This window comes from Sphingomonas sp. 37zxx, assembly GCF_000786205.1.
Classification (GTDB): domain Bacteria; phylum Pseudomonadota; class Alphaproteobacteria; order Sphingomonadales; family Sphingomonadaceae; genus Sphingomonas.
Window position 1 is genome coordinate 161,739 of sequence record NZ_JROH01000004.1, and the last position, 24,500, is coordinate 186,238.

Sequence of the window (24,500 nt, forward strand, 5' to 3'; positions counted from 1 at the left end):
AGGCCATGGACATCGCCATGGCATTCCAGCCGATCATCGATGCGCAGACCGGGCAAGTCTATGCCTATGAAGCGCTGGTGCGCGGGGCCAATGGCGAGCCGGCCGCCGAGGTAATCGCGCGGGTAACGCCCGAAAATCGCTATGCCTTTGACCAGCAATGCCGGGTCGCGGCGATCGAGGGCGCGGTGGCCGCAGGGATTCTGAAAACCGGCGCGCGGCTGTCGATCAATTTCCTGCCCAACGCCGTTTATTCACCCGCCGCCTGCATCCAGCTTACGCTCAAGACCGCGCAGGCGACCGGCTTTCCGCCTGACCGGCTGATCTTCGAATTCACCGAAGACGAAGAGATGGCCGACACCGACCATGTCAAACATATCGTCGAAACCTATCAGAAAATGGGCTTCGCCACCGCGATCGACGATTTCGGCGCGGGTCATGCCGGGCTTGGGCTGTTGGCCAAGTTCCAGACCGACATCATCAAGATCGACATGGAGTTGGTCCGCAATCTTGACGCCAGCCTGCCGCGCCGGCTGATCCTGGACGGCGTGGTCCGCATCGCCGCCTCGCTCAATATCCTGGTGATCGCCGAGGGGATCGAAACCGAGGGCGAATATGCCGCGATCCGCACGCTCGGCATTCGTTATGTCCAGGGCTATCTATTTGCGCGCCCCGGCTTTCGTGAATTGCCTCAGGTGGTGATGCCCGGCCAGGATTTCGCCGCCGTCGCCTGAGGCATATCGCCGCGGTTCAAGCCACCGCCGGCTCGAACATCGCGCGCAATTCCTTTTTCAATATCTTGCCATTGGCGTTGCGCGGCAGCACCGCATCGACGAACTTCACCGCCACCGGTACCTTGAACCCTGCCAGATGCTTGCCGACCCAGGCTTGCAGCTCGGCCTCGGTCGCCGAACAGCCGGGGCATAGATGCACCACCGCCGCCGGCTCTTCGCCCAGCGTCCGGTGCGGCACCCCCACCAGCGCGGCGTCGGTCACCGCCGGATGCGCATAGAGGACATTCTCTACCTCGATCGAATAGATGTTCTCACCGCCGCGGATGATGATGTCCTTGGCGCGATCGACGATGTAGCAAAATCCTTCGTCGTCGAGCTTGGCGAGGTCGCCGGTGCGCACCCAGCCGTCGATAAAGGTTTCGGCGGTCGCTTCGGGCTTGTTCCAATATCCCTTCACCACCATCGGCCCGCGCGCCCATAATTCGCCGACTTCGCCGATCGCCAGCTGGGCCGCGCCATCGGGCGACATGATCTTTAGTTCAGCAACCGGCACCGGCGGGCCGCAGCTATCGGGGCGGTTGAGATAATCCTCGCCCTGATGGCTGGTCACCGTCGCCATCGTTTCGGTCATGCCCCAGCCATTGCCGGGCAGCGCGCCGAACTCCTGGTAAATGCGCCGCACCAGTTCGGGGGCCGAGGGTGCCCCACCATAGGAGATATTCTCCAGGCTCGACAGGTCGTATTTGGCGCGATCGGGATGTTCGAGCAATTGCCAGGCGATCGTCGGCACCCCGCCGGTGGCATGGATATGCTCGCGCTCGATCAGCTTATACGCCTCTATCGTGTCCCATTTCCGCATCAGCACGATCGTGCCGCCGGCCACGATGTTACCCATCAGGAACGCGCTGCACGCCGTGACGTGGAAGAAGGGAATGACGATCAAATTGATCTTGGGCTCGGGCATGGGCGGGGGCACTTCGCCGCGCCGCAGCAGCATCCGCGCCGCGCCGTAACCGGTCGAAAAAATGTTCGACAGCATGTTGCGATGGGTGCCCAATGCGCCCTTGGGATGGCCGGTGGTGCCGCTGGTGTAAAAGATCGCGACCTCGTCATCGGCGCGGATCGTCATCGCGATTTCGGGCAGGCCGATTTCATCGAGCGATGCCCAGGTCGTCGGCGGCCCGACCAATGTTTCAAACGCTTCGGCCTTGCCCTCCAGCGGCCCCTTGGCGCGGGTGACCAGGATATGCGCGACGCCGGGCATCGCAGGGTAATGCTCGGCCAGCCGCACATGGCGCTCGCCATCGAGGATCAGCAGCTTCGCGCCCGAATCATTGACGCCATATTCAAGCTCGGCCCCGGTCCACCAGGCGTTCAGCGGCACCGCGATCGCGCCGATCGCGGTCACCGCGAAGAATATCTGCGTCCATTCGGGCAGGTTACGCATTGCAAACGCCACCCGGTCGCCCCGGCCGATCCCCATTGCGATCAGCTTATGCGCCAGATGCGCGACCGCGCGGAAATGCGAATCATAGCTGATCCGTTCCTCCTCATGGATCAGGAACAACCGGTCGCCATGACTGCGCGAGAACATCGTCAACAGCGCCAGGCTGGCGGGGGCATGTTTCCACACCCGCGTCAGCACGCCGCGAATATCGACCGTCTCATATTCGAATCGCTGTCCAGGCGCGGTCAGCAGCGCCTCGATCTGCGCCAGCGTCATCTTGGGCCATGCAGGGTCGAGCGCGACGAGCGGGTCTTGGGCCAAGGCATGTCTCTCCGATAGTTGAATGTCGGGTTTGGGCTTTTGCCCTTGGGCGTAAGGTTAGTATTGATTCGCGATACACTCAAGGCAATAGAGGAACCGCACGCTTCTGCGGTGCCCCGTTGCGCTGGTTTCGAATGGAAGGTACGCATTTCCCATGATGACCGTCGCGCCTGCCCCGACGCCGATGACGACGGCACCGCTCTTCACCCCGGCCACCGCGCCGTAACGCCACCCCGTTCGCCCGACTATCGGAGAAACGACACCCATGACCTCGCCCATCACCACCGCCCGCCACGGCGACATACTTGTCGTCACCTCAAACAATCCGCCGGTCAACGCGCTGGGGGCTGCCGTCCGCACCGGCCTCGACGCGGCGCTGAAGGAAGCCGCCGACGAATCGATCACCGCCGTCATCATCACCTGCGCCGGCAAGACTTTTTTCGCAGGGGCCGACATCACCGAATTCGGCAAGCCGCCGGTCGAGCCGTTGCTCCCGACGTTGGTCGACTCGATCGAGGCGCTCGACAAGCCGGTGATCGCGGCGATCCACGGCACCGCACTTGGCGGCGGGTGCGAGGTCGCGCTTGCCTGCCATTATCGCATCGCCGTCCCTTCGGCGAAATTGGGCGTGCCCGAGGTGAAGCTGGGCCTGCTGCCCGGCGCTGGCGGTACGCAGCGGCTGCCGCGAGTCGCTGGCGTCGAACTTGCGCTCGAAATGACCGCCAAGGGCGATCCGATCTCAGCGAAGAAGGCGCACGACGCCGGGCTGGTCGATCGGCTGGCGGGTGAAGCCAGCCTGCTCGACGACGCGCTCGCCTTCGCCGCCGAAGTCGCCGCCGCGCGTCCGCTGCCGCGCGCCAGCGAAAAGACCGCCACCGCCGATGCCCAGGTCTTTGCCGATTTCCGCAAGGCCAATGCCCGCCGCTTTCGCGGCTTCGACGCGCCCGAGGCCAATATCGCCTGCGTCGAAAAGGCGACGCAGGTACCGTTTGTCGAAGGGATCCAGTTCGAACGCGAAAGCTTCATGAAGCTGATGTTCGGCGTGCAATCGGCAGCGCAGCGGCACATTTTCTTTTCCGAACGCAAGGCATCGAAGATCGACGGCATCGCACCCGACATCGCGCTTCGCGACATCAAGCGTGTCGGCGTCATCGGCGCTGGCACGATGGGCGGCGGCATCGCGATGAACTTCCTGTCGGCGGGCATCCCGGTGACGATCGTCGAGATGCAGCAGGAAGCGCTCGATCGCGGCACCGGCGTCGTCCGCAAGAATTACGAGGCATCGGCGGCCAAGGGCCGGATCAAGCCCGAACAGGTCGAACAGGCGATGGGCGCGCTGAGCCCCACGCTTTCGCTCGACGACCTTGCCGATTGCGACCTGATTATCGAGGCGGTCTATGAGAATATGGACGTCAAGAAGGAGCTGTTCGGCAAGCTCGACAAGATCGCCAAACCCGGCGCGATCCTCGCCTCGAACACCTCCTATCTCAACGTCGACGAAATCGCTGCAGCTACCTCCCGTCCGCAAGACGTGCTTGGCATGCACTTCTTCTCGCCCGCCAATGTGATGAAATTGCTCGAAGTCGTGCGCGGGGCCAAGACCGCCGACGATGTGCTCGCCACCGTGATGGCGCTGGGCAAGACGATCCGCAAAGTCGCGGTCGTCTCGGGCGTCTGCCACGGTTTCATCGGCAACCGCATGCTGATGCCGCGTCAGGTAGAGGCGATGAAGCTGCTGATGGAGGGAGCCACCCCCGAACAGATCGACAAGGTCCATGTCGCCTTCGGCATGCCGATGGGGCCGTTCCAGATGAGCGACCTGGCCGGCGTCGACATCGGCTGGCACCGCGATCCCACCCGCATCGAAAATATCCGCGACGCGCTGGCCGCCGAAAAGCGCTGGGGGCAAAAGACCCAGGCGGGCTTTTATGACTATGACGAAAAGCGGAACCCCTCGCCCAGCCCGCGCGTCGCCGAGATCATCGAGGAATTCCGGGCGAAAACGGGTGCCGTGCAGCACGACATCACCGATGAGGAAATCGTCGAACGCACGCTCTACACGATGGTCAACGAAGGCTCGCTGATCCTTGAGGAAGGCATGGCACAGCGCGCGAGCGACATCGATGTCGTGTGGATCTATGGCTATGGCTGGCCGGTCTATCGCGGTGGCCCGATGTTCTGGGCCGATACCGAGGGGCTGAAGAAGATCGTCGCCGGGCTGGAGAAGCACGGCTTCGAGGTCGCAAAGCTGCTGCGCGACAAGGCCGACAAGGGCGAGCGCTTCAATTGAGCGCTGACCGGTCGAAGCTCCTCCCCGGCACGGGGAGGGGGACCGCCAAAGGCGGTGGAGGGGGCTCGCCGCAAGCGCATCGTTCGTGGAGCGCCCCCTCCGTCAGCGCTTCGCGCCGCCACCTCCCCGTACCGGGGAGGATTGGATGAACCCGCCCCTCACCGCCCACGCCACCGCCGCCGCGATCCGCGCGGGCACCACCAGCGCGCGCGAGCAAGCGCTCGCCGCGATCGCGCGGATCGAGGCGCTCGATCCGGCGATCAACGCGGTGCCGGTGCGCGATTTCGAGCGGGCGCTTGCCGCCGCCGACGCCGCCGATGCGCGCCTTGCCGCGGGCGATACCGCGCCGCTGCTCGGCGTGCCGATGACGGTGAAAGAGGCGTTCGACATCGCCGGCCTGCCCACCCATTGGGGCTTTGCCGAGCATCGCAACAATATCGCGACCACCGACGCGCATGCCGTCGCTCGCCTGAAGGCGGCGGGTGCGATCATCCTGGGCAAATCTAACGTGCCCAAGGGGCTGGGCGACTGGCAATCGGTCAATTCGATTCACGGCCGCACCAATCATCCGCTCGATCCCGCGCGCACCCCCGGCGGCAGCTCAGGCGGCGGCGCGGCGGCGGTGGCGGCGGGGATGGTGCCGATCGAGCTTGGCAGCGACGTCGGCGGCTCGATCCGGGTGCCCGCGCATTTCTGCGGCATTTGGGGGCACAAGCCGAGCTGGAACGCGATTTCGTCCGACGGCCATCGCTATCCCGGCACCGACGGGGCCGAAACGGTACTGGGGGTCATCGGCCCGCTCGCGCGTGATCCGCAGGATCTGGCGCTAATGACCGACCTGCTCGCCACGCTGCCGCTGCCGCGCCCGGCGGCGCGCGCCAGGCGCGTCCTGGTCCTGACCCAGCATCCCGAAACCCGCACCGCGCATGCGGTAACCGAGGGGGTCGAGCGCGCCGCAGCAGCGCTTGCCCGCGCCGGTGTCGAAGTCGTTCGCGACAGCGATCTGCTCCCCGATCTCACGCGCCAGCATGCCGCTTATGGCGATCTGCTGAACGTCACCTTCGCGCGCAGCAATCCCGCGCTGCACCACACGCTGCCGTCGTTGCTGAAATGGCTCAGCATGCTCGATGCACAGGCACGCAGCACCCGCGCCTGGGGCGTGTTGTTCGGCGAGTTCGACGCGGTGATCGCGCCGCCCGCCGCGACCCAGGCGTTCGCGCATGACCACAGCCCGCTTGCCGACCGCACGCTCGACATTGATGGCACCCCCGGCCCTTATGACGCGCATCTCGCCTGGGCCGGCCTCGCCACTTATCCCGGCCTGCCCGCGACCTGCATGCCGGTCGGGCTGATCGATGGGCTGCCCACCGGGGTGCAGGTCATCACCAACCTTCACCAGGATCATCGCGCGATCGAAATTGCCGCGCTGATCGCCGAGCATCTTTCCCCGTCTCCACAAGGAGCAATCGCATGACCGATCTGGCCACCTTCCGCAGCGAAACCCGCGCCTGGCTCGAAGCCAATTGCCCGCCCGAAATGCGGGCACCCGTGCGATCGGACAAGGACATTTGCTGGGGCGGGCGCAATCCCGATTTTCAGCCGGGCCAGCGCGAATGGCTCGATGTGATGGCCTCGCGCGGCTGGACCGTGCCCGATTGGCCAACCCAATATGGCGGCGGCGGCCTCAGCCCCGCCGAAACCAAGGCACTGCGCGAGGAAATGGCGGCGCTGCATTGCCGTAACCCGCTCAACAGCTTCGGCATCTCGATGCTCGGGCCGGCGCTGCTCAAATACGGCACCGAAGCGCAAAAGCTCGACCATCTGCCCAAGATCGCGCGCGGCGAAATCCGCTGGTGCCAGGGCTATAGCGAACCCAATGCCGGATCCGATCTCGCCAGCCTCGCCGCCTCGGCCGAGGACGCGGGCGATCATTATATCGTCAACGGGCAAAAGGTGTGGACCAGCTATGCCGACAAGGCCGACTGGATCTTCTGCCTCGTCCGCACATCGAAGGAATCGAAGCAGGGCGGCATCAGCTTCGTGCTGTTCGACATGGCGAGCGAAGGCGTTTCGACCAAGCCGATCCTGCTGATCTCGGGCTATTCGCCCTTTTGCGAAACCTTCATGGACAATGTCCGCGTCCCCAAGGCCAATCGCATCCATGACGAGAATAAGGGCTGGGACGTCGCCAAATATCTGCTGGGGCATGAGCGCGAGATGATCTCGGGCATGGGCCTGGCCAGTGCCGGCGGCGGCAACCCGCTGATCGAGGGTGCGATCGCTGCGGTTGGGCTGGACGCGCAAGGGCGGCTCGCCGATCCGTTGCTACGCGCCTCGATCGCCATGTTCGAAGTCCGCGCGCGCGCCTTCGGGGCGATGTCCGAACGCTTCATCGACGAACTCAAGGCGGGCCGCGCGCACCCGGCACAGCCGAGCATGATGAAATATTACGGCACCGAACTGAACAAGGCACGCCACGAGCTGCAAATGGCGGCGGGCGGATCGGACGCACTCGAATGGGAAAGCGGCGCGTCAAATGGCGGCGCGGCGGCGCGTGCATGGCTTCGCACCAAGGCCAATTCGATCGAGGGCGGAACGAGCGAGATCCAGCTCAACATCGTCGCGAAACGGATTTTGGACTTGCCGGCATAACTACCCTCCCCCGCCTGCGGGAGAGGCGCGAGACTTGGAGCGCGAATCGAACCTAGTCGCAGCGGTGAGGGTCTTCTCGTCCGCTGCGACAGGAAACAGGCTCTCACCCAACCCTCTCCCGCACGCGGGAGAGGGCTTTGAGAAGAAAAGAGAAGAATATGCCCCTGTATCTCGACGATCAGCAGACGATGCTGCGCGACACCGCGCGTGATTTCATCGCCGAACACGCGCCGCCTTCGCACCTGCGCGCACTGCGCGACGCAAACGACGCGACCGGCTTCAGCCGCGACCTGTGGAAGCAGTTCGCCGATATGGGCTTCACCGGCATCCTGATCCCGGAGGCGCAAAGCGGCATGGGGCTTGGTCATGTCGAGGCGGGGGTGGTGCTCGAGGAAATCGGCCGCAACCTGTCGCCCTCGCCCTTCCTGACCACGGCGGTCGCGGCGGTGGAGGCACTGCGCGGCACCGCGCATGCCGATCGCTATTATCCCGGCATCCTGGCGGGCGACACGATCGCCGCGCTGGCGATCGACGAGCGCGCGAAATTCGGCGACGGCATTTCGCTCACCGCGCAGCGATCGGGCAATGGTTTCCGGCTTTCGGGCACCAAGCAATTCGTCGCGCACGCGCATGTCGCCGACCTGATCCTGGTCGCCGCGCGCACCTCGGGAGCCGAGTCCGACCAGGACGGCGTGACGCTGTTCGCGGTCGATCCCAAAACCGCCGCACCCGACATCCGGCCCGAACGCCTTGCCGATTCGAGCCTGGCGTCGCGGATCACCTTCGCCGATCTGCAACTCGATGCCGATTCGGTCGTCGGCGAGGTGGACAATGGCCGCGAAGTGCTGAACCGTCTGCTGGCGGCAGGGCGCAGCGGCGCTTCGGCCGAGCTGCTGGGTGTCGGCGGCGGTGCGATGGACCTGACCGTCGCGTACCTCAAGGAACGCAAGCAGTTCGGCCAGACAATCGGCAGCTTCCAGGCGCTCCAGCACCGCGCCGCACACCTATATGCCGAAATGGAAGTCGCGCGTGCTGCGGTGCTCAAGGCGCAGCAATTGCTCGATGCGGGCAGCCCAAATGCGAGCGAGGCCGTCGCGGTCGCCAAGGCGATGACCGGCCTTGCCACCACCCTTAGCGTACAGGAAAGCATCCAGATGCACGGCGGCATCGGTATGACCGACGAATATGATGTCGGTTTCTATATGAAGCGCGCGCGCGTGCTCGCCGAAATGTTCGGCGACGCGAATTATCACGCCGACGCGCTGGCGCGCGAAAACGGCTATTGAGCGCGCACCGCATGACCGAACCCCATGAACGCGCCACCACCCCGCAAGCATTGGTCGCACAACTGATCGACCTGCTTGATGTCGAGGAAATCGACACCGACCTGTATCGCGGTGCTCGCCAGCCCGGCGGCACCGGGCGGGTGTTTGGCGGGCAGGTGATCGGCCAGGCGCTGCAGGCGGCGCAGCGATCGGTCGACTCGCCCAAGGTCGCGCACTCGCTCCACGCCTATTTCATGCGTCCGGGCAGCGAGGATCATCCGATAATCTACCGCGTCGTGCGTGATTTCGACGGGCGCAGCTTCGCCAATCGCCGGATCATCGCGATTCAGCGCGGCGCGCCGATTCTCAACATGATCGCGTCGTTCCATGTGCCCGAGGAAGGGTTGCACCATCAGGACGCGATGCCCGACGTTCCCGATCCCGACACGCTGCGATCGGACAGTGATCTGCGCGAGGAAATCCGCGATCAGGTGCCCGAAAGGCTCCGTAGCTTCTTCCTGCGCGCCCGCCCGATCGAAATCCGCCCGACCAACCCGCGCAACTGGTTCGCGCCCGAACCCTCGACACCGCAGCAGCATAGCTGGTTCCGCGTGGCCGCGCCGCTGCCCGACGATCCAGCGCTCCACCGCGCGATGCTGGCTTATGCCAGCGACATGAGCCTGCTCGGCACCTGCATGCTGCCACACGGCGTAAGCTGGATGTCGGGCCGCGTCCAGACCGCCAGCCTCGATCATGCGGTGTGGCTGCACGAGCCGTTCCGCTTCGACGATTGGCTGCTCTACACCACCGACAGCCCCTGGGCCGGGCATGCGCGCGGCTTCAATCGCGGACGCATCTTCACCCGCGACGGACGGCTGGTGGCGAGCTGCACGCAGGAGGGGCTGATCCGGGTGAAGGACTAATCCTTCGGGCGCACGACCATGTTGTAAGGTATATACAGGAACACGTCGGTCAGCCCCGCCCGCGCCCATTCGACCGGACGATCGAGACCCTTGAGTTCGACGCCATATTCCGGCCCCATCCGCCCCGCGACCGCTTTTGCGTCGGCTGCGAGAATATCGAGTATCTCGCTTCGGAACCTATCTGGCCCGACGATCGACAATGTCAGATCATCGCTCCCTCCCCGGATTTCGGCGCGACCGACTGCGGGAACCGCCTTGACGAACCGCCCAATCCGATCACGGGCGGCAGCCCCGTCTACGCCGTCGCCAAGCTTCACCTTGACGAGGAACGTCGTGCGATCGGTGTCGGGGCGGCTGTCGTTCAACAAACTCAGATCGCGATAATTGGCGATCGTCAGCGCTTCCACCACTTCGTCGCCGGTCGCCAGTTGCACCGCGAATTTCGGCGCGATCTCGATGGCGCTCTTTACCATCGCCAATATCTCGCTGCGGCGCTTTTCGGCATCGCGGGTGTCGCCTGCGATAGTGACCTCCAGAATCGCGAAATCAGCGGCCCGGCGCAGCCCGACCACAGGACGACTCTCGTCAAAGCCATCGGTGTCACGCCGCGATCCGGTAACTACCACCTCAGCCTCGCTGAAATCCTGTGCCTGGGCGACAACAGGCACCCCTAGCGCCGCAAAGATCAGCGCAATCGGAACCCACAAAAACAGCTTTCGCATCGCATCCCCCCTTTTTGACCTTATCTTTTCGTATAGATCAGCAGCGACAGGACCGAGTCAATCAGAACGCCGTCTTCCCGAACATCTGCCGCGTCACCGGGTGGCTGGACGACAGCCCGCCATCGACTGCCCATGCCTGGCCGTTGACATAGCTGGCATCGTCGCTGGCGAGGAACAGCGCTACGCGGGCGATTTCGTCCGGCACGCCCGCGCGGCGCAGCGGGTTTAGCTGGCCCAGCCTGTCCTCCTTGCCGACCTCGCGGGCATAATCGAACGCGCGCTGGGTCATGCCCGTTTCGATCAAGCCGGGGCAGATCGCATTGACCCGGACGTTCGACGTGGCAAGTTGCTGCGCCGCGGTCTGGACCAGGTTGATGACGCCCGCCTTGCTCGCCGAATAGGCCGGACCGCCCGCGCCCGATCGCAGCCCGGCGACACTGGCGGTACACAGGATCGCACCGCCGCCGCGCTCCGCGATACGAGGGGCGGCGTGCTTGATGCCCAGAAACGGACCGATCAGGTTGACGCGCAGCACTTCGGTCCACAGTTCGACCGAGGAATCGAAGATGCCGTCCGCGCCCCCTGAAATCCCTGCATTGGCATAGAAAATGTCGAGCCCGCCGAAACGGTCGCACGCAGCGGCAACCAGCCGGGCGACATCGGCTTCGTCACCCGCATCAATGCGCAGCGCGATGGCGGTGTCGAGGCCGGCGACGGTTTCATCCACCGCGTCGCTCAGATCAGCGGCGATCACCCGCCCACCCTCCGCCGCAAAGGCGCGGGCGGTGGCGCGGCCGATCCCCGACCCCGCCCCGGTGACGATGATCGACTTGCCCTCGAACCGTGCGCGCATCGTCATGCTCCTGCTTTCAGCGCAAAGCCCCATGCCGCCTCGGCCAGCGCAGGGACCCGCGCGGCGGTTGCCTCGGCGGCGGCGTTCGATGCGTTGCCGTCGAGCCAGCGCTTCTTGATCCCCTGGACGATGCCCATCAGCCGGAACAGATTATAGGCAAAATACCAGTTGAGGTCGGGCACGTCATCGCGCCCCGTCCGCGCGCAGTAACGCTGGGTCACGTCCTCCAGCGTCGGGATGCCGGTGCCGCCGCCGGTCTGCCCCATCACCCCCGAACGCCCCTCTGGCTCAGTCACCCAGTTCATCGCGAAATAGGCGAAGTCGGCAAGCGGATCGCCCAAGGTCGACAGCTCCCAATCAAGCACCGCCAGGATGCGCGGCGCGTCGGGCGCGAAGATCATGTTGTCGATGCGATAATCGCCATGCACGATCGCGGTGCGAGTCTGCGGCGGCACCGTGCGCGCGAGATAGTCGATCAGCGCTTCGGCGGCGGGGATGTCGTCGGTTTGCGCGGCGCGATATTGCCGGGTCCATCGCGCCACCTGGCGCTCGAAATAATTGCCGGGCTTGCCGAAATCGCTGAGGCCCGCCGCCGCGTAGTCAATCGCGTGCAGATCGGCGAGGGTATCGACCATCGCCTCATAATGCGCGCGGCGATCGGCGGGGGGCATGTCGGGCAGCGTCCCGTCCCACAAGGTCCGCCCCTCAACCATCTCCATCAGATAGAACATCGACCCGATCACCGCCGGGTCGTCGCACAGCCCGAAACAGGGCCGCGCGACGGGAAAGCCGGTCGGATGCAGTGCGGCGATCAGCCGATATTCGCGGTCGACCGCATGCGCCGATGGCAGCAGCGCGCCGAAGGGCTGGCGGCGCAGCACATAGCTGCCCCCTGGCGTCTCGACGCGATAAGTTGGGTTAGATTGGCCGCCGGCGAATTTGCTCAACGCCACCGGCCCGGCAAAACCGGGGCGTTGCGCGCGCATCCACCGCTCGAGCGCGGCGGTGTCGATCGAGTCTTCGCCCGGCGCACTCATGCGAACATGATCACCGATCGCGCGGTGTCGCCGGTACGCAGCTTGGCCATCGCATCGTTGACCTGATCGAGCGTGATCCGTTCGGCCACCATCGTGTCCAGGTCGAGCTTGCCGTCGAGATACATCTGCACCAATCGCGGCATGTCGATCGGGAATTGCGTAGATCCCAGCAGCGATCCTTGCAGCTTCTTGCCGGTCAGGAAGGTGTGGCCGGGGATGGTGACCGACTGGCCGGGTGAGATCATGCCCAGGATCGTCGCGGTGCCGCCGCGCCGCAACAGGTTCCAGGCAAGCTCGGCGGTCGCGGGACGTCCCACCGCCTCGATCGCATAATGCACCCCGCCATCGGTGAGCTTGAGCACCGCCTTGGCCAGCCCTTCGTCGGACGGATCGAACAGATGCGTTGCGCCCATCTTGCGCGCCAATTCGCGCTTATGCGGCACCGGATCGATCGCCAGGATCATGCCCGCGCCGGCGATTTTGGCGGCGTTGATCGCCGACAGCCCAATCCCGCCCGCACCGATCACCGCCACGCTTTCGCCGGGCTTCACCTTGCTGTCATTGAAGATCGCCCCCGCGCCGGTGATGACCGCGCAGCCAAGCAGCGCCGCGCGATCGAGCGGCATGTCATGGCTGATCGCGACACAGGCATTTTCATGCACCAGCATCATTTCGGCAAAGGCCGACAGGTTCAGAAACGGCGTCAGCGCCTGTCCGCCAGCCAGCCGCAGCCGTGGCTCGGCATCAGGCGCGCGACGAGTCGACGGATCGGTACACAAAGAAGGCCGGCCCGAAATGCAGAACTCGCACCTGCCGCAAAATGCCGTCAGGAACGTGATGACGTGGTCGCCGGGCTTCACGCTCGCCACGCCATCGCCCACCGCCTCGACCACGCCGGCGGCTTCATGGCCGGGAATGGTCGGCACCGGATGCGGGAAGCTGCCGTCGATGAAATGCAGGTCCGATCGGCAGACCCCCACCGCGGCGGTGCGGATCAGCACCTCGCGCGGGCCGGGCTTGTCGACGCGCACTTCCTCGATCACCAGCGGCGTCTTCGCCTCGTGCAGAACGGCTGCTTTCACGCTGTCGCACCCCTTTCGTCACCCCGGCGAAGGCCGGGGCGCGGACGATATTCAAACCGCATATTTGCCGAATTCGGCGCGGGCGATGGCGCGATTATGCACTTCGTCCGGCCCATCGGCGAAACGAAGCGTCCGCAGGCTAGCCCACGCGCCAGCCAGCGGCGTGTCGCCCGAAACGCCAGCGCCACCATAGGCCTGGATCGCATCGTCGAGCAGTTGCAGCGCCATCATCGGCGCCTGCACCTTGATCATCGCGATTTCGAGCTGTGCCGATTTGTTGCCCGCCTTGTCCATCATGTCGGCGGCCTTCAGGCACAGCAGGCGGGTCATTTCGATGTCGATGCGGGCGCGCGCGATCCGCTGTTCCCAGACCGACTGGTCGGCGATCCGCTTGCCGAACGCGGTGCGGCTCAGCAGCCGCTTCGCCATCAGTTCGATCCCCATCTCCGCCGTGCCGATCGTGCGCATGCAATGATGGATGCGCCCCGGCCCAAGCCGGCCTTGCGCGATCTCGAATCCCCGCCCTTCGCCCAGCAACAGATTGGTGACCGGAACCCGGACATTTTCGAGCACTACTTCGCCATGACCGTGCGGCGCGTGATCATACCCATATACCGAAAGCATCCGCTCGATCTTCACGCCGGGCGTGTCGAGCGGCACCAGGATCATGCTTTGCTGCGCGTGGCGTTTGCCCTCCGGATCGGTCTTGCCCATCACGATCGCGACCTTGCAGCGCGGATCGCCGGTGCCCGACGACCACCATTTGCGCCCGTTGATGACATAATCACCGCCATCACGAACCATCGAGGTTTCGATATTGGTCGCATCCGACGAGGCAACCGCCGGCTCGGTCATAAGAAACGCCGATCGGATTGCGCCATCCATCAATGGCTTGAGCCAGCGCTCCTTCTGCTCGCGCGTGCCATAGCGATGGAACACCTCCATATTGCCGGTGTCGGGGGCCGAGCAGTTGAAAATCTCGCCCGCCCAATGGATTCGCCCCATCTCCTCGGCACACAGTGCATATTCCAGATTGGTTAGCTGCGCACCCTCGAACGCGAAGCTGTCATCGACATGAGTCTGGCCCGAATGCGGCGGCATGAACAGATTCCACAGCCCCGTCTCCTTCGCGCGCGGTTTAAGCGACTCGATCACCTTCGACGGTGCCCAGCGGTCGCCGCTATGCACATCGGCATGATATTCGTCATCGCGCGGGACGATATGCTGGGTGATGAACGCCCTCACCCGATCGCGGAAATGCGTTTCGCGGTCGTTCAGCGTGAAATCCATGGATCATCCTCTCGCGCGCTTCTGTTTCTTTCCGGGTAGACCATACCCGATCTTCGGTAAAGCACCTGCCGCCAGGTTTTGCCGTTACGGTGGCCTTGTATGGCCGCCATGAAAAAAACACTGTTTCTTCGAAACGAACCCGCTACTCTAAATTGATGCACGCCCCGCAAAACGTTCGCCCACCGGCGGAAACAGGTACCAAACGCTTTCAGGCCAAACGCGACGCGATCCTCGCGGCGGCGGCCGAAGCCATTAACGAACAATCGGCCAAGGGCATGACCTTTGCCGATGTCGCGCGCCGCGTCGGCCTCAACACCACCAGCGTGACCTATTATTTCAAGCGGAAAGAGGATCTTGCCGCCGCCTGCTTCGATCAGACGCTCACCACCTTGCTGGCGATGCTCGACGAAGCGCTGCAACTGCCAACCCCCGAACAGCGGGTCGAACGCTTTCTGGCGATAAACATGGAGCGACTCACCCGCATCCGCACCGGCGAGGAAACCGACTTTGCGATTCTCTCGGATCTTCGCGCGATGGAGGAGCCGCTAAAGGCGCAATTGCTCGCCGGCTGGCGCGAAGTGTTCCGCAAGACCCGCAGCCTGTTCGGCACGCCGCAATCGCGCGCGCACACCGATCTCAACGGCGCCCGCGCGCATGTGCTGCTCGAAAACAGTTTCTGGCTGAACGTCTGGCTGGAACGCTATGGCATCGATCAATATCCGCGAGTCGAGGCGCGGGTGATGGAAGTCTTCCGCCACGGCATCGCCGGCCCCGGCCAGCGCTGGTCCCCCGCCCCGCTCGACCTGACGCATGGCCAATCGACCTCGAGCCGCGAAAGCTTCCTGCTCGCCGCCACTCGCCTGATCAACGAACTCGGCTATCGCGGGGCTTCGGTCCAGCGGATCGCGTCCGAACTGAACGTGACCAAGGGCAGCTTCTACCACCATCTCGATGCCAAGGATGACCTGGTCATCGAATGCTATAAACGCAGTTTCGGCACGATCACCGATGCCCAGCGCGAGGCAGACGATCAGGGCGGCAGCCATTGGCAGCGATTGTCATCGACGCTGGCGACCTTGCTCGACATCCAATTTTCCGAACGCGGCCCGCTGCTTCGCACCACCGCATTGTCGGGCCTGCCGGTCGAGGTACGTCAGACGATGATCGACCGATCGAACCGAATCGCCCGCCGCTTCGCCGGCACGATGAGTGACGGCATCGCCGAAGGCTCGATCCGCGCGATCGATCCCCTGGTTGCCAGCCAGATCCTGATGGCGCTGCAAAACGCCGCGTTCGACATGCGCAAATGGGCCAGCACCATGCCCAGCGACCGCGCAGTGGCGTTTTATGCCTCGACGCTGTCGTTCGGATTGTTCGACGACCGGGCGCTGGCGGGATAGTGACGCAGTGCCATCGTCATTCCCGCGAAGGCGGGAAGCCATAATCCAGAGCAGAAGGTACGGCTTCCCGCCTTCGCGGGAATGACGTGCAAGTTTCGGCCGGGGTAAAAACCCCGCGTTCCCCTCAAAACGCCCCGGCCAGCCGATCCATCATCGACCGCGCCGGGCTGGGCGCAAATAGCGGCCTTGCCTGTGCCTCGTCGAGCAGGCCCGCCCGCCGATGCAGGTCGATGCTCGCGCGCACCAATGTCGCAGCGCCCTCGGGCATGGCCGCGATCGCTGCAGGGTCGCTTGCGGGCGCGCCGCCCAGTCGTCGCGATCGATCGAGCGCGTCGCGCAGGGTGAGTTCGCCCGCCGCCACCGCGCGCTGCGTCAACAACCACGCGATGATGTGCATCAGGCGAGTCGTGATCTTGAGCGATTCGCAGGAAAACGACACGCGGGTTAGCGGGTCGAGTCCTTCGCGGTCCTGCCGCCCGCCTTCATCGAAATAGTCGCGCGCCTCGTCGGCCAGCACCATGGCCTCGACATACAGCGAATCGATCAGCCGCCGTTCGATGCGCGCCGCGTTGTTTTGGTTCATGCTATTTTGCTGCCACAGCGCAGCGTCGCCCGAAACCGACAAAAAACGGCCTGTTTGCGCCTGTCCCAAAACGGCGCGGACCGGGGTGGCGTTCACGCGATGATGTCTGGGATCATCTCATCCTCGACCAGCGCGATTTCATCGCGCAGCCGCAGCTTGCGTTTCTTCAGCCGCGCAATCTGCAGCTGGTCGGTCGATCCGGTGCCCATCATCGCCGCGATCGCCGCGTCCAGATCGCGATGCTCGACGCGCAGCGCTTCCAGGCGGCGCAGCAGTTCAGCCTCGTCCATCACTAATCCTTCGCGCCCCGGTGCCGACGGCGGCCATTCGAATTGGGCCGTGATTTCGGCACGGCACGTCGATCGCATCGTTTTTGCAAGGCGACAAGCGCCGCGATCGGTGTTTTACTCAGCATCCCCCTAACAACCACCGGAGAACGCAGCCATGCAAAGTCCGCATCTGTCCGCACTGGAAGCAAAGCACGCAACGCTCGATCGCAAGATCGCCGCCGAGTCGCAGCGCCCGCTTCCCGATCCGACGGTGTTGCGTGGCCTCAAGCGAGCCAAGTTGCGCGTGAAGGAAGAAATGACCACCCAGTAAACGCCGCATCAACACAAGCGTTTACCCCTGCCGCGTGGCCCCGGGCCGCGCGGCAGATCACCAGTCTAAAAAAACGGCGAACCTTAAAGACGGCGAAGCGGCGGCTTCAGATACATCGGCGTCTTGGCACCTGCCCCCACCGGCTTGCGCGCCAGCTTGGGATCGATCGGCGAATCGAAGGCGATGCCCAACCGGCCATCGGTGGCCCAAGCCACCTTTCCCCCCACCCAGCCGATCCCGCGCACATCGATGTCGACCGGCGTGCCGCTGGCAAGCGCGATCGGATATTCCGCCATCAGCCCGCCCGCCGAAAGGTTGCGGATTCGAACATTGGTTTCGTCACCATCGACCCGCAGCGTGGCGGCCAGCAACAGGCTGTCGCGCGTAGCATTGCGCTTCGCGTCTACCGTTTCGTCCCCTCGCGGGTTCGGTACGGAATCCTGTGCGTAACGGTCCATGGTGATGCTCGATACTCATGCTGATACGGGTCGTTGCAAGGCTAACACAGCAAACCTTACCAAATTCATTCAGCAGCACATAAGCAAGGCGGTGCGGCGCGTTACTCTTCGCGCGATACCTTTTCCTGCCGCTCGTGCTTTTCCTGCGCCTCGACCGTCATCGTCGCGATCGGCCGCGCCTCCAGCCGCGCAAGCGAGATCGGCTCGCCGGTGACTTCGCAATAGCCATATTCGCCATCCTCGATCCGCCGCAGCGCCGCGTCGATTTTCGAAATGAGCTTGCGCTGGCGATCGCGGGTTCGCAACTCGATCGACCAGTCGGTTTCGCTCGACGCGCGATCGGTGAGGTCGGCCTCGCGCAGCGAGTCATTCTGCAACTGGCTAAGCGTATCCTTGGCTTCCTGATGAATAGCATCCTTCCACGCCAGCAACTTTCCCCGAAAATAGGCCTGTTGCCGCTCGTTCATGAACGTTTCGTCGGCATGAGGGCGATAGCCTGAGCCATCGCCATCATTCGCTGCCGGCGGACCCGATTTCTCAGGGTCGTTGAATCGATCCAAAACCGTTGCCATCCCACTCTCCACACCGGCTTGCCGTGTCGGCCCCCAATGGCTGTGGCGCGCCTGCATTGCTCTGGCGCGGCTATACGGACGCTGCAAGCGCATCACAAGCGACGAAAGCCCGTCTTTCCCGGTAATTATCTTTCAAAACCGACCATTTGGCGCGGCAGCCCAAACCGCCGGGGTGATTCGCGCCGAAGCGCCTGTGCGCGGCAGCCGGTTTCGAACTCGCCAGAACCACATAGCCGCTGCAATCGTCCCAATCCCGGACGTTAACCAGAAACGGGCCTTCGCTTGATTGTATTTGCCGTCCTTAGGCCTCGCTAAGAGGGTTAACGCTGTTGAAGTTAGCGTTTTCTTCGGCAGTGTAATTTTATTGGCAATCGCTGGTTGCCTCCCCCGATCGTCCGCACGCGGCCGTTCGGAAAACGAAGAAGAGATGGCGATATGTCGGTACGAATGGCTGTGGCGAAACTTTGCGCGTTCACTTGCGGCGGCGCGATCGTCGGCGGGGGCGCGGTCCATGCCGTCGATACCGCGCGGACCGAGCGGATCATCGAAAAGCGCGTCGCCGAAAAGCAGGTCGCCCGCAAGCGCGTGCAATATGCCGCGGCACCCGGCAAAAAGCTGGTCCGCCGCACGATCACCAAGACCGCGACCTGCGCGCCGCAAACGGTGACCGTCACCACCCAGGGCGCACCGATCCCGCTGCCCGCGCCCTATCTTGGATCGAGCGGTGCGGCACCGGTGATCAGCGGCGGCGGCTTTGGCGGCGGGCCGGTGATGGTCGGGGGATCTGGCGGATTCTTTGGCGGCGGCGGCTTTATCGGCGGTGGCGGCTTCGTTGGCGGCGGCGGCGGGGGCGGCAGCATCGTGGTGTCATCGACATCCAGCTCCAGTTCGAGCTCAAGCTCGAGCTCGAGCTCGAGCGGCGGCACCAGCGTCGTGATCGACAACAACAACAGCTCGAATAACAACAATTCCAGCAACAACAGCAATCAGAACAATAACAGCAACCAGAACTCAAATCAGAACAACAACAATAATAACAACAACAATTCGAATCAGAACAACAACTCGAACGAAAACAACAATTCCAACGACAATGACAATGGCGGCAAGCCAGGCAAGCCCGGCTGGTCGAGCGGGGGGCACAACCCCAATCCGCCGGGCACGTCGTCGGGCAACCCCACGCCGGTGCCTGCACCGCCGATGCTGCTGCTGTTCGGCGGTGCCGCAGCCGCGCTGGTCGCACGCGGGCGCTTTGGCAAGAAGGCGGCGAAGCGGGACTGACCCGCTTCGCGCCCCTCATCACTAACTCGCCGCGATCAATCGGCGGCGAGCAGCGCCTTTTCGATGTCGGCAACGCTATGGCCGGTCAGATCCTTGTCGATCTCGCCCGAGAGCCGCGCCTGCACTTCCTTGTGATAATGTTTGCGTAGTTCGCCCAGCGTCTTGGGCGGCGCAACGATGATCAGCGTTTCGAAATCGTTGTTCAGCGCGCGTGTCTTGAGCAAGTCGGCGGTATGCGCCGCGAACCGGTCTTCCTCCAATTGGTGAAAGTCGGTTTCGGAATAGGCGCTTCGGCCCGCGCCGACGCTGGAAAAGGTGCGGCCGGGGCGGTCGGTCGACTGATCGCCATCGGACGGATTGTCCTGCTCGCGCACCCGCTCGACCACCAGATTGGGATGCACCGCGTCGCCCTCGTTGCGAAAGAACAGCATCTTGCGGCCATCGGCGACGACGACGAATGCCTTGTGCGGAACCTGCATCGGGATATCCTTGTTTATCGTGGCATGAAGCCGGGTAACGCGCCGCATCACCAACGGGTTGCGCCCGCCCCCGCCGCCGGGCCATAGCGTCGGCCATGCACGACATCCGCTCCATCCGCGAAAACCCCGCCGCTTTCGACCAGGCGCTCGCCCGCCGCAGCCTGCCGCCCCAGGCCGATTCGCTGGTCGCGCTCGACGAGCGGCGGCGCGCGGTGCTCACCCAATTGCAGGCGGGCCAGGCGCGCCGCAACGAAGCATCCAAGGCGATCGGTGCCGCCAAGGGCAAGGGCGACCACGCCACCGCCGACGCGCTGATGGCCGAAGTCGCAACGCTCAAGGAAGCGATGCCCGCACTCGAAACCGAGGAAAAGGCGCTCGCGGCCGAGCTGGGCACCACGCTCGCGGCAATCCCCAACCTGCCCGCCGCCGATGTGCCGCCGGGCGATGGCGAGGACGATAATGCGCTGGTCCATCTGCGCGGCGAGCCGACCAGCTTCGCCTTCGCGGCGCGCGAGCATGATTCGATCGGCCCCGCGATCGGCCTCGATTTCGAAACCGGCGCGGCGATGGCGGGCGCGCGCTTCACCCTGCTGCGCGGCCCCGTCGCGCGCCTGCACCGCGCGCTCGGCCAGTTCATGCTCGACACGCTGACCCAGCAGCATGGCTTCGAAGAAGTCGTACCCCCGCTGCTGGTGCGCGATGAGGCGGTGTACGGCACCGGCCAGCTTCCCAAATTCGCCGAAGACCTGTTCCGCACCACCGATGGCCGCTGGCTGATCCCCACCGCCGAAGTGTCGCTGACCAACATCGTCGCAGGCCAGATCCTCGCCGAAAAGGAGCTGCCGCTGCGCTTCGCCGCGCTTACGCCGTGCTTCCGTTCCGAAGCCGGCGCGGCGGGGCGTGACACGCGCGGCTATATCCGCCAGCACCAGTTCGAAAAGGTCGAAATGGTAGCGATCACCACCCCCGAAGCCTCCGACGCCGAGCATGAAGCGATGACCGGTCATGCCGAGGGTATTCTCTCGGCGCTGGGGCTGCCGTTCCGCCGGATGAAGCTGTGCACCGGCGACATGGGCTTTTCGGCGGCGCGCACCTATGATCTCGAAGTGTGGCTGCCCGGCCAGGCGCGCTACCGCGAGATTTCGAGCGTCTCGACCTGCACCGATTTCCAGGCGCGCCGCATGAACGCGCGCTACCGGCCCGAGGGGGAAAAGGGCACGCGCTTCGTCCACACGCTCAACGGTTCGGGGCTGGCGGTCGGGCGAACGCTGGTCGCGGTGCTGGAGAACTACCAGCAGGAAAGCGGCGCGGTCGCGGTGCCCCCGGTGCTACAGCCATATCTGGGCGGCCTGACGATGCTGGAGCCAAAGTGATCGGTGCGACAAAATCCTCCCCGAGCTCGCTCGGGGAGGGGGACCATCGCAAAGCGATGGTGGAGGGGCAAAGCCGCAAGCGCGCCGCCTGCGTCGCTGCCCCTCCACCCCTCGCTACGCGAGCGGTCCCCCTCCCCATCTTCGATAGGGAGGATTAAATAATGCGAATCCTCATCACCAATGACGACGGCTATCACGCCCCCGGCCTCAAAATCCTCGAAACCCTCGCCGCCACCTTCTCCGACGACATTTGGGTGGTCGCCCCCGCCGAAGAGCAATCGGGTGCCGGCCATTCGCTCACCCTGTCCCGCCCCTTGCGAATCCGCCGTTTCGGCGAAAAGCGCTACGCGGTCGATGGCACGCCAACCGACGCGGTGATGATGGCGCTGGCCAAGATCATGGCCGATCAGCCGCCCGACCTGATCCTGTCGGGGGTCAATCGCGGCGCGAACCTGGCCGAGGACGTCACCTATTCGGGCACTGTCTCGGCGGCGATGGAGGGGGCGCTTGCCGGCGTGCGCTCGATTGCCTTGAGCCAGGTCTATGCGCGCGAAGCGATGGGCGATTCGGTGCCGTTCGACGCCGCCGCCGCCTGGGGCCGCCGCGCGCTCGAACCGCTGATGGCGCTCGATTGGGCACCGCGCACGCTGGTGAACATCAACTTCCCCGCGCTGCCTGCCGACCGGGTCAAGGGCATCCGCGTCGCCGATCAGGGCCTGCGCGATTATGGCCGTTTGCAGATCATCACCAATCGCGATCCGCGCGGCTATGAATATCACTGGTTCGGCCTTGGCCCGACGATCGAGACGCCCGCGCATTCGACCGACCTCGAAGCGATCCGGGACGGCTATATTGCGGTGACGCCGCTGCATCTGGACCTGACGCATCGTCCGTCACTGGCGATGCTCACCCAAGCGTATCGCGAATGAAGGGGCGACGAATGGCGCGAACCGAGCGCGGCACGGAGCGACCTGGCTGGCCTTATAAACAGACCACCCCCTCCCCGTTCGCGCTGATGGGGGGACTTTCCCTCCCCCTCACCCTCGCCGCCTGCATCCCCGGCACCAGCCAGCCTCCCACCGCGCCGCCGCCGCCGCCGCCGCCATCGCAAACCGTCCGCCAGCCGCTTGCCGAAAAAATCACCGCACTCCCCTCGCCGCTCCCCGCCTGGGAAGCCCGCCGCGTCTCCCCCGACGCGCGCAGCGTAGCAGCGACCACCTACACCGTAGCCCCCGGCGACACATTGCGCGGCATCGCCGCCAAGACCGGGGCAGGCTCCGAAGCCATTGCCCGCGCCAACGGCATCGCCCCGCCCTTCACGATCCTGACCGGCCAGCGGCTGACCATTCCCGGCGGGCGCTATCATCTGGTGCGCGACGGCCAGACCGGCATCGCCATCGCGCGCGCCTATGGCGTCGATTGGGGCCGGATCGTCACCGCCAACATGCTCGAGGAGCCCTACATCCTGCGTACCGGCCAGCGCGTGCTGATCCCCGGCGAAGCAACCCCGCGCAGCGCCGCCGAGCGCGCGCAGGCCTTCACCCTCGACATCGACGACATCATCACCGGCGGCGAACCCGCGCTTGCCGCCAATACCGCACCCACCCGCCCCACCTCGTCATCGAAGCGTGTGCTGCCCTCGACCGCCGCGGTCGCTGAACCAGCGCGGCTGCGCGGCGGTTTCCAATGGCCGGTCGAGGGGAGGATCGTGCGCCGCTTCGGCCCCGGTGCCTCTGGCGAGCGTAACGACGGCATCAAGATCGCGGTGCCGCTGAAAACCCCGATCCTCGCCACCGCCGACGGCGTCGTCGCCTATGTCGGCAGCGACATTCCCGCACTCGGCGGGCTGGTCATCCTTCGCCACGGCGACGGACTTACTTCGGTCTATGGCCATGCCGGCGGCCTGCTGGTCCAGCGTGGCCAATCAGTGAAGCGCGGTCAGCGGATCGCGCTGTCGGGCGATTCGGGCGCGGCGAACCGCCCCGAACTGCATTTCGAGCTTCGCCAAGGGCGCACCCCGGTCGACCCGCTTACCCGCTTGCCGGCGCGAAACTGATGGCAAAACCGCAGCATCCAGGCACGCTCAAGCGCAAATCCTCGACCCCCGTCTGGCTGGCGATCACCTGGCGAGTCATCGCGGTCCTGACATTGGTCGGCATCGCGATCGCGGTCCACTGGTTCGACCGCGAAGGGCTGCGCGACAATTATGACGGGCACATCAGCTTTGCCGATGTCGTCTATTTCACGATGATCTCGATCACCACCACCGGCTATGGCGACATCGCCCCGGTCACCGAAAAGGCGCGGCTGTTCGATGCGCTGATCGTCACCCCGATTCGGGTGTTCGTGGTCGTGCTGTTCATCGGCACCACCTATAATTTCGTCCTCAAGCGCGGCTGGGATAAATGGCGCATGGCACGTATTCAACGCAATCTTGACGGCCATGTCGTCGTCGCCGGCTATGGCAAGACCGGCTCCGAAGCCGTTGACGAACTGATCGCGCGCGGTCGCGATCCGGCCAGCATCGTGGTGATCGATGGCGACACCGATCAGCTTGCCAAGGCCGAGGAATGCGGCTGCAACGTCCTGCTGGGCGACGCCACCCGCGATGCGACGTTGATGGACGTGCAAATCGCCCGCGCCTGCGCGATGATCGTCGCCGGCGGGCGCGACGACACCTCGATCCTGATCGTGCTCACCGCGCGCCACCTCGCCCCCGACCTGCCGATCAGCATCATCGTCAAGGCCGAGGACAATGAACTGCCCGCCCGTGCGGCGGGGGCAACGACAGTGATCAACCCGGTCAGCTTCGCCGGACTGTTGCTCGCCAGTTCCTGCACCGGGCGGCACATCGCCGATTATATGATGGACCTGGCCTCCTACGAAGGCCGCGTGCAATTGTCCGAACGCACCGTCCAGCTCGACGAGGTCAACCAGCCGCTGTCGGCCATCACCACCGGGCTTGGCCTTCGAATTTATCGCGGCGGCGAGGTGTACGGCTTCAGCGCACCCGAGGCGCAGGCGCTGCATGAAGGCGATGTCATCGTCGAAATCCTGCCGCGCCACGGCATGGGAAAACAGTGATGAAGCGGCGGTAACGCAGCGCAGCGCACTTCCCCTCTCCCAAACCGCTCCCCAAAA

At 64.7% G+C, this 24,500-nt stretch carries 24 protein-coding genes; 13 read left to right on the forward strand and 11 right to left on the reverse strand.

The window, feature by feature from the left end:
- Positions 1-17: 17 nt before the first annotated feature.
- Entirely contained in the window at positions 18-731 is a 714-nt protein-coding gene (locus QU44_RS02865; RefSeq protein ID WP_033920034.1) for an EAL domain-containing protein, read from the forward strand.
- Positions 732-747: 16 nt separating this feature from the next.
- Here the strand turns inward: QU44_RS02865 and QU44_RS02870 are convergent, their stop codons facing one another.
- Positions 748-2,454 carry a class I adenylate-forming enzyme family protein gene (locus QU44_RS02870; RefSeq protein WP_052134277.1) on the reverse strand — a complete coding sequence of 569 codons (1,707 nt, stop codon included), beginning with the start codon at positions 2,452-2,454 and terminating at the stop codon, positions 748-750.
- 310 nt (positions 2,455-2,764) lie between these two features.
- On the opposite strand from QU44_RS02870, the gene QU44_RS02880 reads away from it, so the two are divergent.
- From QU44_RS02880 to QU44_RS02900, 5 genes are all read left to right on the forward strand, one after another.
- A complete protein-coding gene (locus QU44_RS02880; protein WP_033919961.1) occupies positions 2,765-4,789 on the forward strand; it encodes a 3-hydroxyacyl-CoA dehydrogenase NAD-binding domain-containing protein in 2,025 nt (674 codons plus the stop codon).
- A 145-nt stretch (positions 4,790-4,934) separates the two neighbouring features.
- The gene (locus QU44_RS02885) at positions 4,935-6,263 is read left to right on the forward strand and encodes an amidase family protein (protein WP_033919962.1); all 1,329 of its coding nucleotides are present in this window, start codon (positions 4,935-4,937) and stop codon (positions 6,261-6,263) included.
- Positions 6,260-7,441: an acyl-CoA dehydrogenase family protein gene (locus tag QU44_RS02890; RefSeq protein ID WP_033919963.1), complete on the forward strand. Its 1,182-nt coding sequence runs from the start codon at positions 6,260-6,262 to the stop codon at positions 7,439-7,441. Before QU44_RS02885 ends, QU44_RS02890 begins: the two co-directional genes overlap by 4 nt.
- 158 nt (positions 7,442-7,599) lie before the next feature.
- Positions 7,600-8,727 carry an acyl-CoA dehydrogenase family protein gene (locus QU44_RS02895; protein WP_033919964.1) on the forward strand — a complete coding sequence of 376 codons (1,128 nt, stop codon included), beginning with the start codon at positions 7,600-7,602 and terminating at the stop codon, positions 8,725-8,727.
- 11 nt (positions 8,728-8,738) lie between these two features.
- A complete protein-coding gene (locus tag QU44_RS02900) occupies positions 8,739-9,629 on the forward strand; it encodes an acyl-CoA thioesterase (RefSeq protein ID WP_033919966.1) in 891 nt (296 codons plus the stop codon).
- On the opposite strand, the gene QU44_RS02905 is transcribed toward QU44_RS02900, so the two are convergent.
- From QU44_RS02905 to QU44_RS02925, 5 genes are all read right to left on the reverse strand, one after another.
- A complete protein-coding gene (locus tag QU44_RS02905; RefSeq protein WP_033919967.1) occupies positions 9,626-10,351 on the reverse strand; it encodes a hypothetical protein in 726 nt (241 codons plus the stop codon). The genes QU44_RS02900 and QU44_RS02905 overlap by 4 nt on opposite strands.
- Before the next feature lie 61 nt (positions 10,352-10,412).
- Positions 10,413-11,204, reverse strand: coding sequence for an SDR family NAD(P)-dependent oxidoreductase (locus QU44_RS02910; RefSeq protein ID WP_033920035.1), 792 nt, complete (start codon positions 11,202-11,204; stop codon positions 10,413-10,415).
- 2 nt (positions 11,205-11,206) lie between these two features.
- Entirely contained in the window at positions 11,207-12,241 is a 1,035-nt protein-coding gene (locus tag QU44_RS02915; protein WP_033919968.1) for a phosphotransferase family protein, read from the reverse strand.
- Entirely contained in the window at positions 12,238-13,323 is a 1,086-nt protein-coding gene (locus tag QU44_RS02920; RefSeq protein ID WP_033919969.1) for a Zn-dependent alcohol dehydrogenase, read from the reverse strand. Before QU44_RS02920 ends, QU44_RS02915 begins: the two co-directional genes overlap by 4 nt.
- Positions 13,324-13,374: 51 nt before the next feature.
- Entirely contained in the window at positions 13,375-14,613 is a 1,239-nt protein-coding gene (locus QU44_RS02925) for an acyl-CoA dehydrogenase family protein (protein ID WP_033919970.1), read from the reverse strand.
- A gap of 155 nt (positions 14,614-14,768) precedes the next feature.
- Here QU44_RS02925 and QU44_RS02930 point away from each other — a divergent pair, with 155 nt between their 5' ends.
- A complete protein-coding gene (locus QU44_RS02930) occupies positions 14,769-16,013 on the forward strand; it encodes a TetR/AcrR family transcriptional regulator (protein WP_033919971.1) in 1,245 nt (414 codons plus the stop codon).
- Positions 16,014-16,137: 124 nt separating this feature from the next.
- On the opposite strand, the gene QU44_RS02935 is transcribed toward QU44_RS02930, so the two are convergent.
- Together QU44_RS02935 and QU44_RS02940 are read right to left on the reverse strand one after the other, a co-directional pair.
- Positions 16,138-16,596, reverse strand: a complete 459-nt coding sequence (locus QU44_RS02935; protein WP_033920036.1) for a DUF1465 family protein — start codon at positions 16,594-16,596, stop codon at positions 16,138-16,140.
- Positions 16,597-16,688: 92 nt separating this feature from the next.
- Positions 16,689-16,886, reverse strand: a complete 198-nt coding sequence (locus QU44_RS02940; protein ID WP_033920037.1) for a YdcH family protein — start codon at positions 16,884-16,886, stop codon at positions 16,689-16,691.
- Between the two features lie 154 nt (positions 16,887-17,040).
- Between QU44_RS02940 and QU44_RS17675 the strand changes: the two genes are divergently transcribed.
- Entirely contained in the window at positions 17,041-17,196 is a 156-nt protein-coding gene (locus tag QU44_RS17675) for a YdcH family protein (protein ID WP_081987821.1), read from the forward strand.
- Positions 17,197-17,279: 83 nt separating this feature from the next.
- On the opposite strand, the gene QU44_RS02945 is transcribed toward QU44_RS17675, so the two are convergent.
- Positions 17,280-17,654, reverse strand: coding sequence for a PilZ domain-containing protein (locus QU44_RS02945; protein ID WP_033919973.1), 375 nt, complete (start codon positions 17,652-17,654; stop codon positions 17,280-17,282).
- A gap of 101 nt (positions 17,655-17,755) precedes the next feature.
- Positions 17,756-18,226: an RNA polymerase-binding protein DksA gene (gene dksA, locus QU44_RS02950; protein WP_033919974.1), complete on the reverse strand. Its 471-nt coding sequence runs from the start codon at positions 18,224-18,226 to the stop codon at positions 17,756-17,758.
- 435 nt (positions 18,227-18,661) lie between these two features.
- Here dksA and QU44_RS18105 point away from each other — a divergent pair, with 435 nt between their 5' ends.
- Positions 18,662-19,507: a hypothetical protein gene (locus tag QU44_RS18105; RefSeq protein ID WP_156140889.1), complete on the forward strand. Its 846-nt coding sequence runs from the start codon at positions 18,662-18,664 to the stop codon at positions 19,505-19,507.
- Between the two features lie 35 nt (positions 19,508-19,542).
- On the opposite strand, the gene QU44_RS02960 is transcribed toward QU44_RS18105, so the two are convergent.
- Positions 19,543-19,986, reverse strand: coding sequence for a host attachment family protein (locus tag QU44_RS02960; RefSeq protein ID WP_033920038.1), 444 nt, complete (start codon positions 19,984-19,986; stop codon positions 19,543-19,545).
- A 95-nt stretch (positions 19,987-20,081) separates the two neighbouring features.
- Here QU44_RS02960 and serS point away from each other — a divergent pair, with 95 nt between their 5' ends.
- The 4 genes from serS to QU44_RS02980 all read left to right on the forward strand — a co-directional run bounded on the left by serS (position 20,082) and on the right by QU44_RS02980 (position 24,443).
- Entirely contained in the window at positions 20,082-21,359 is a 1,278-nt protein-coding gene (serS, locus tag QU44_RS02965) for a serine--tRNA ligase (RefSeq protein ID WP_033919977.1), read from the forward strand.
- 161 nt (positions 21,360-21,520) lie between these two features.
- Entirely contained in the window at positions 21,521-22,288 is a 768-nt protein-coding gene (surE, locus tag QU44_RS02970) for a 5'/3'-nucleotidase SurE (RefSeq protein WP_033919979.1), read from the forward strand.
- An 86-nt stretch (positions 22,289-22,374) separates the two neighbouring features.
- Positions 22,375-23,415, forward strand: a complete 1,041-nt coding sequence (locus QU44_RS02975) for a M23 family metallopeptidase (protein ID WP_033920039.1) — start codon at positions 22,375-22,377, stop codon at positions 23,413-23,415.
- Entirely contained in the window at positions 23,415-24,443 is a 1,029-nt protein-coding gene (locus tag QU44_RS02980) for a potassium channel family protein (RefSeq protein ID WP_033919980.1), read from the forward strand. Before QU44_RS02975 ends, QU44_RS02980 begins: the two co-directional genes overlap by 1 nt.
- Positions 24,444-24,500 lie beyond the last annotated feature (57 nt).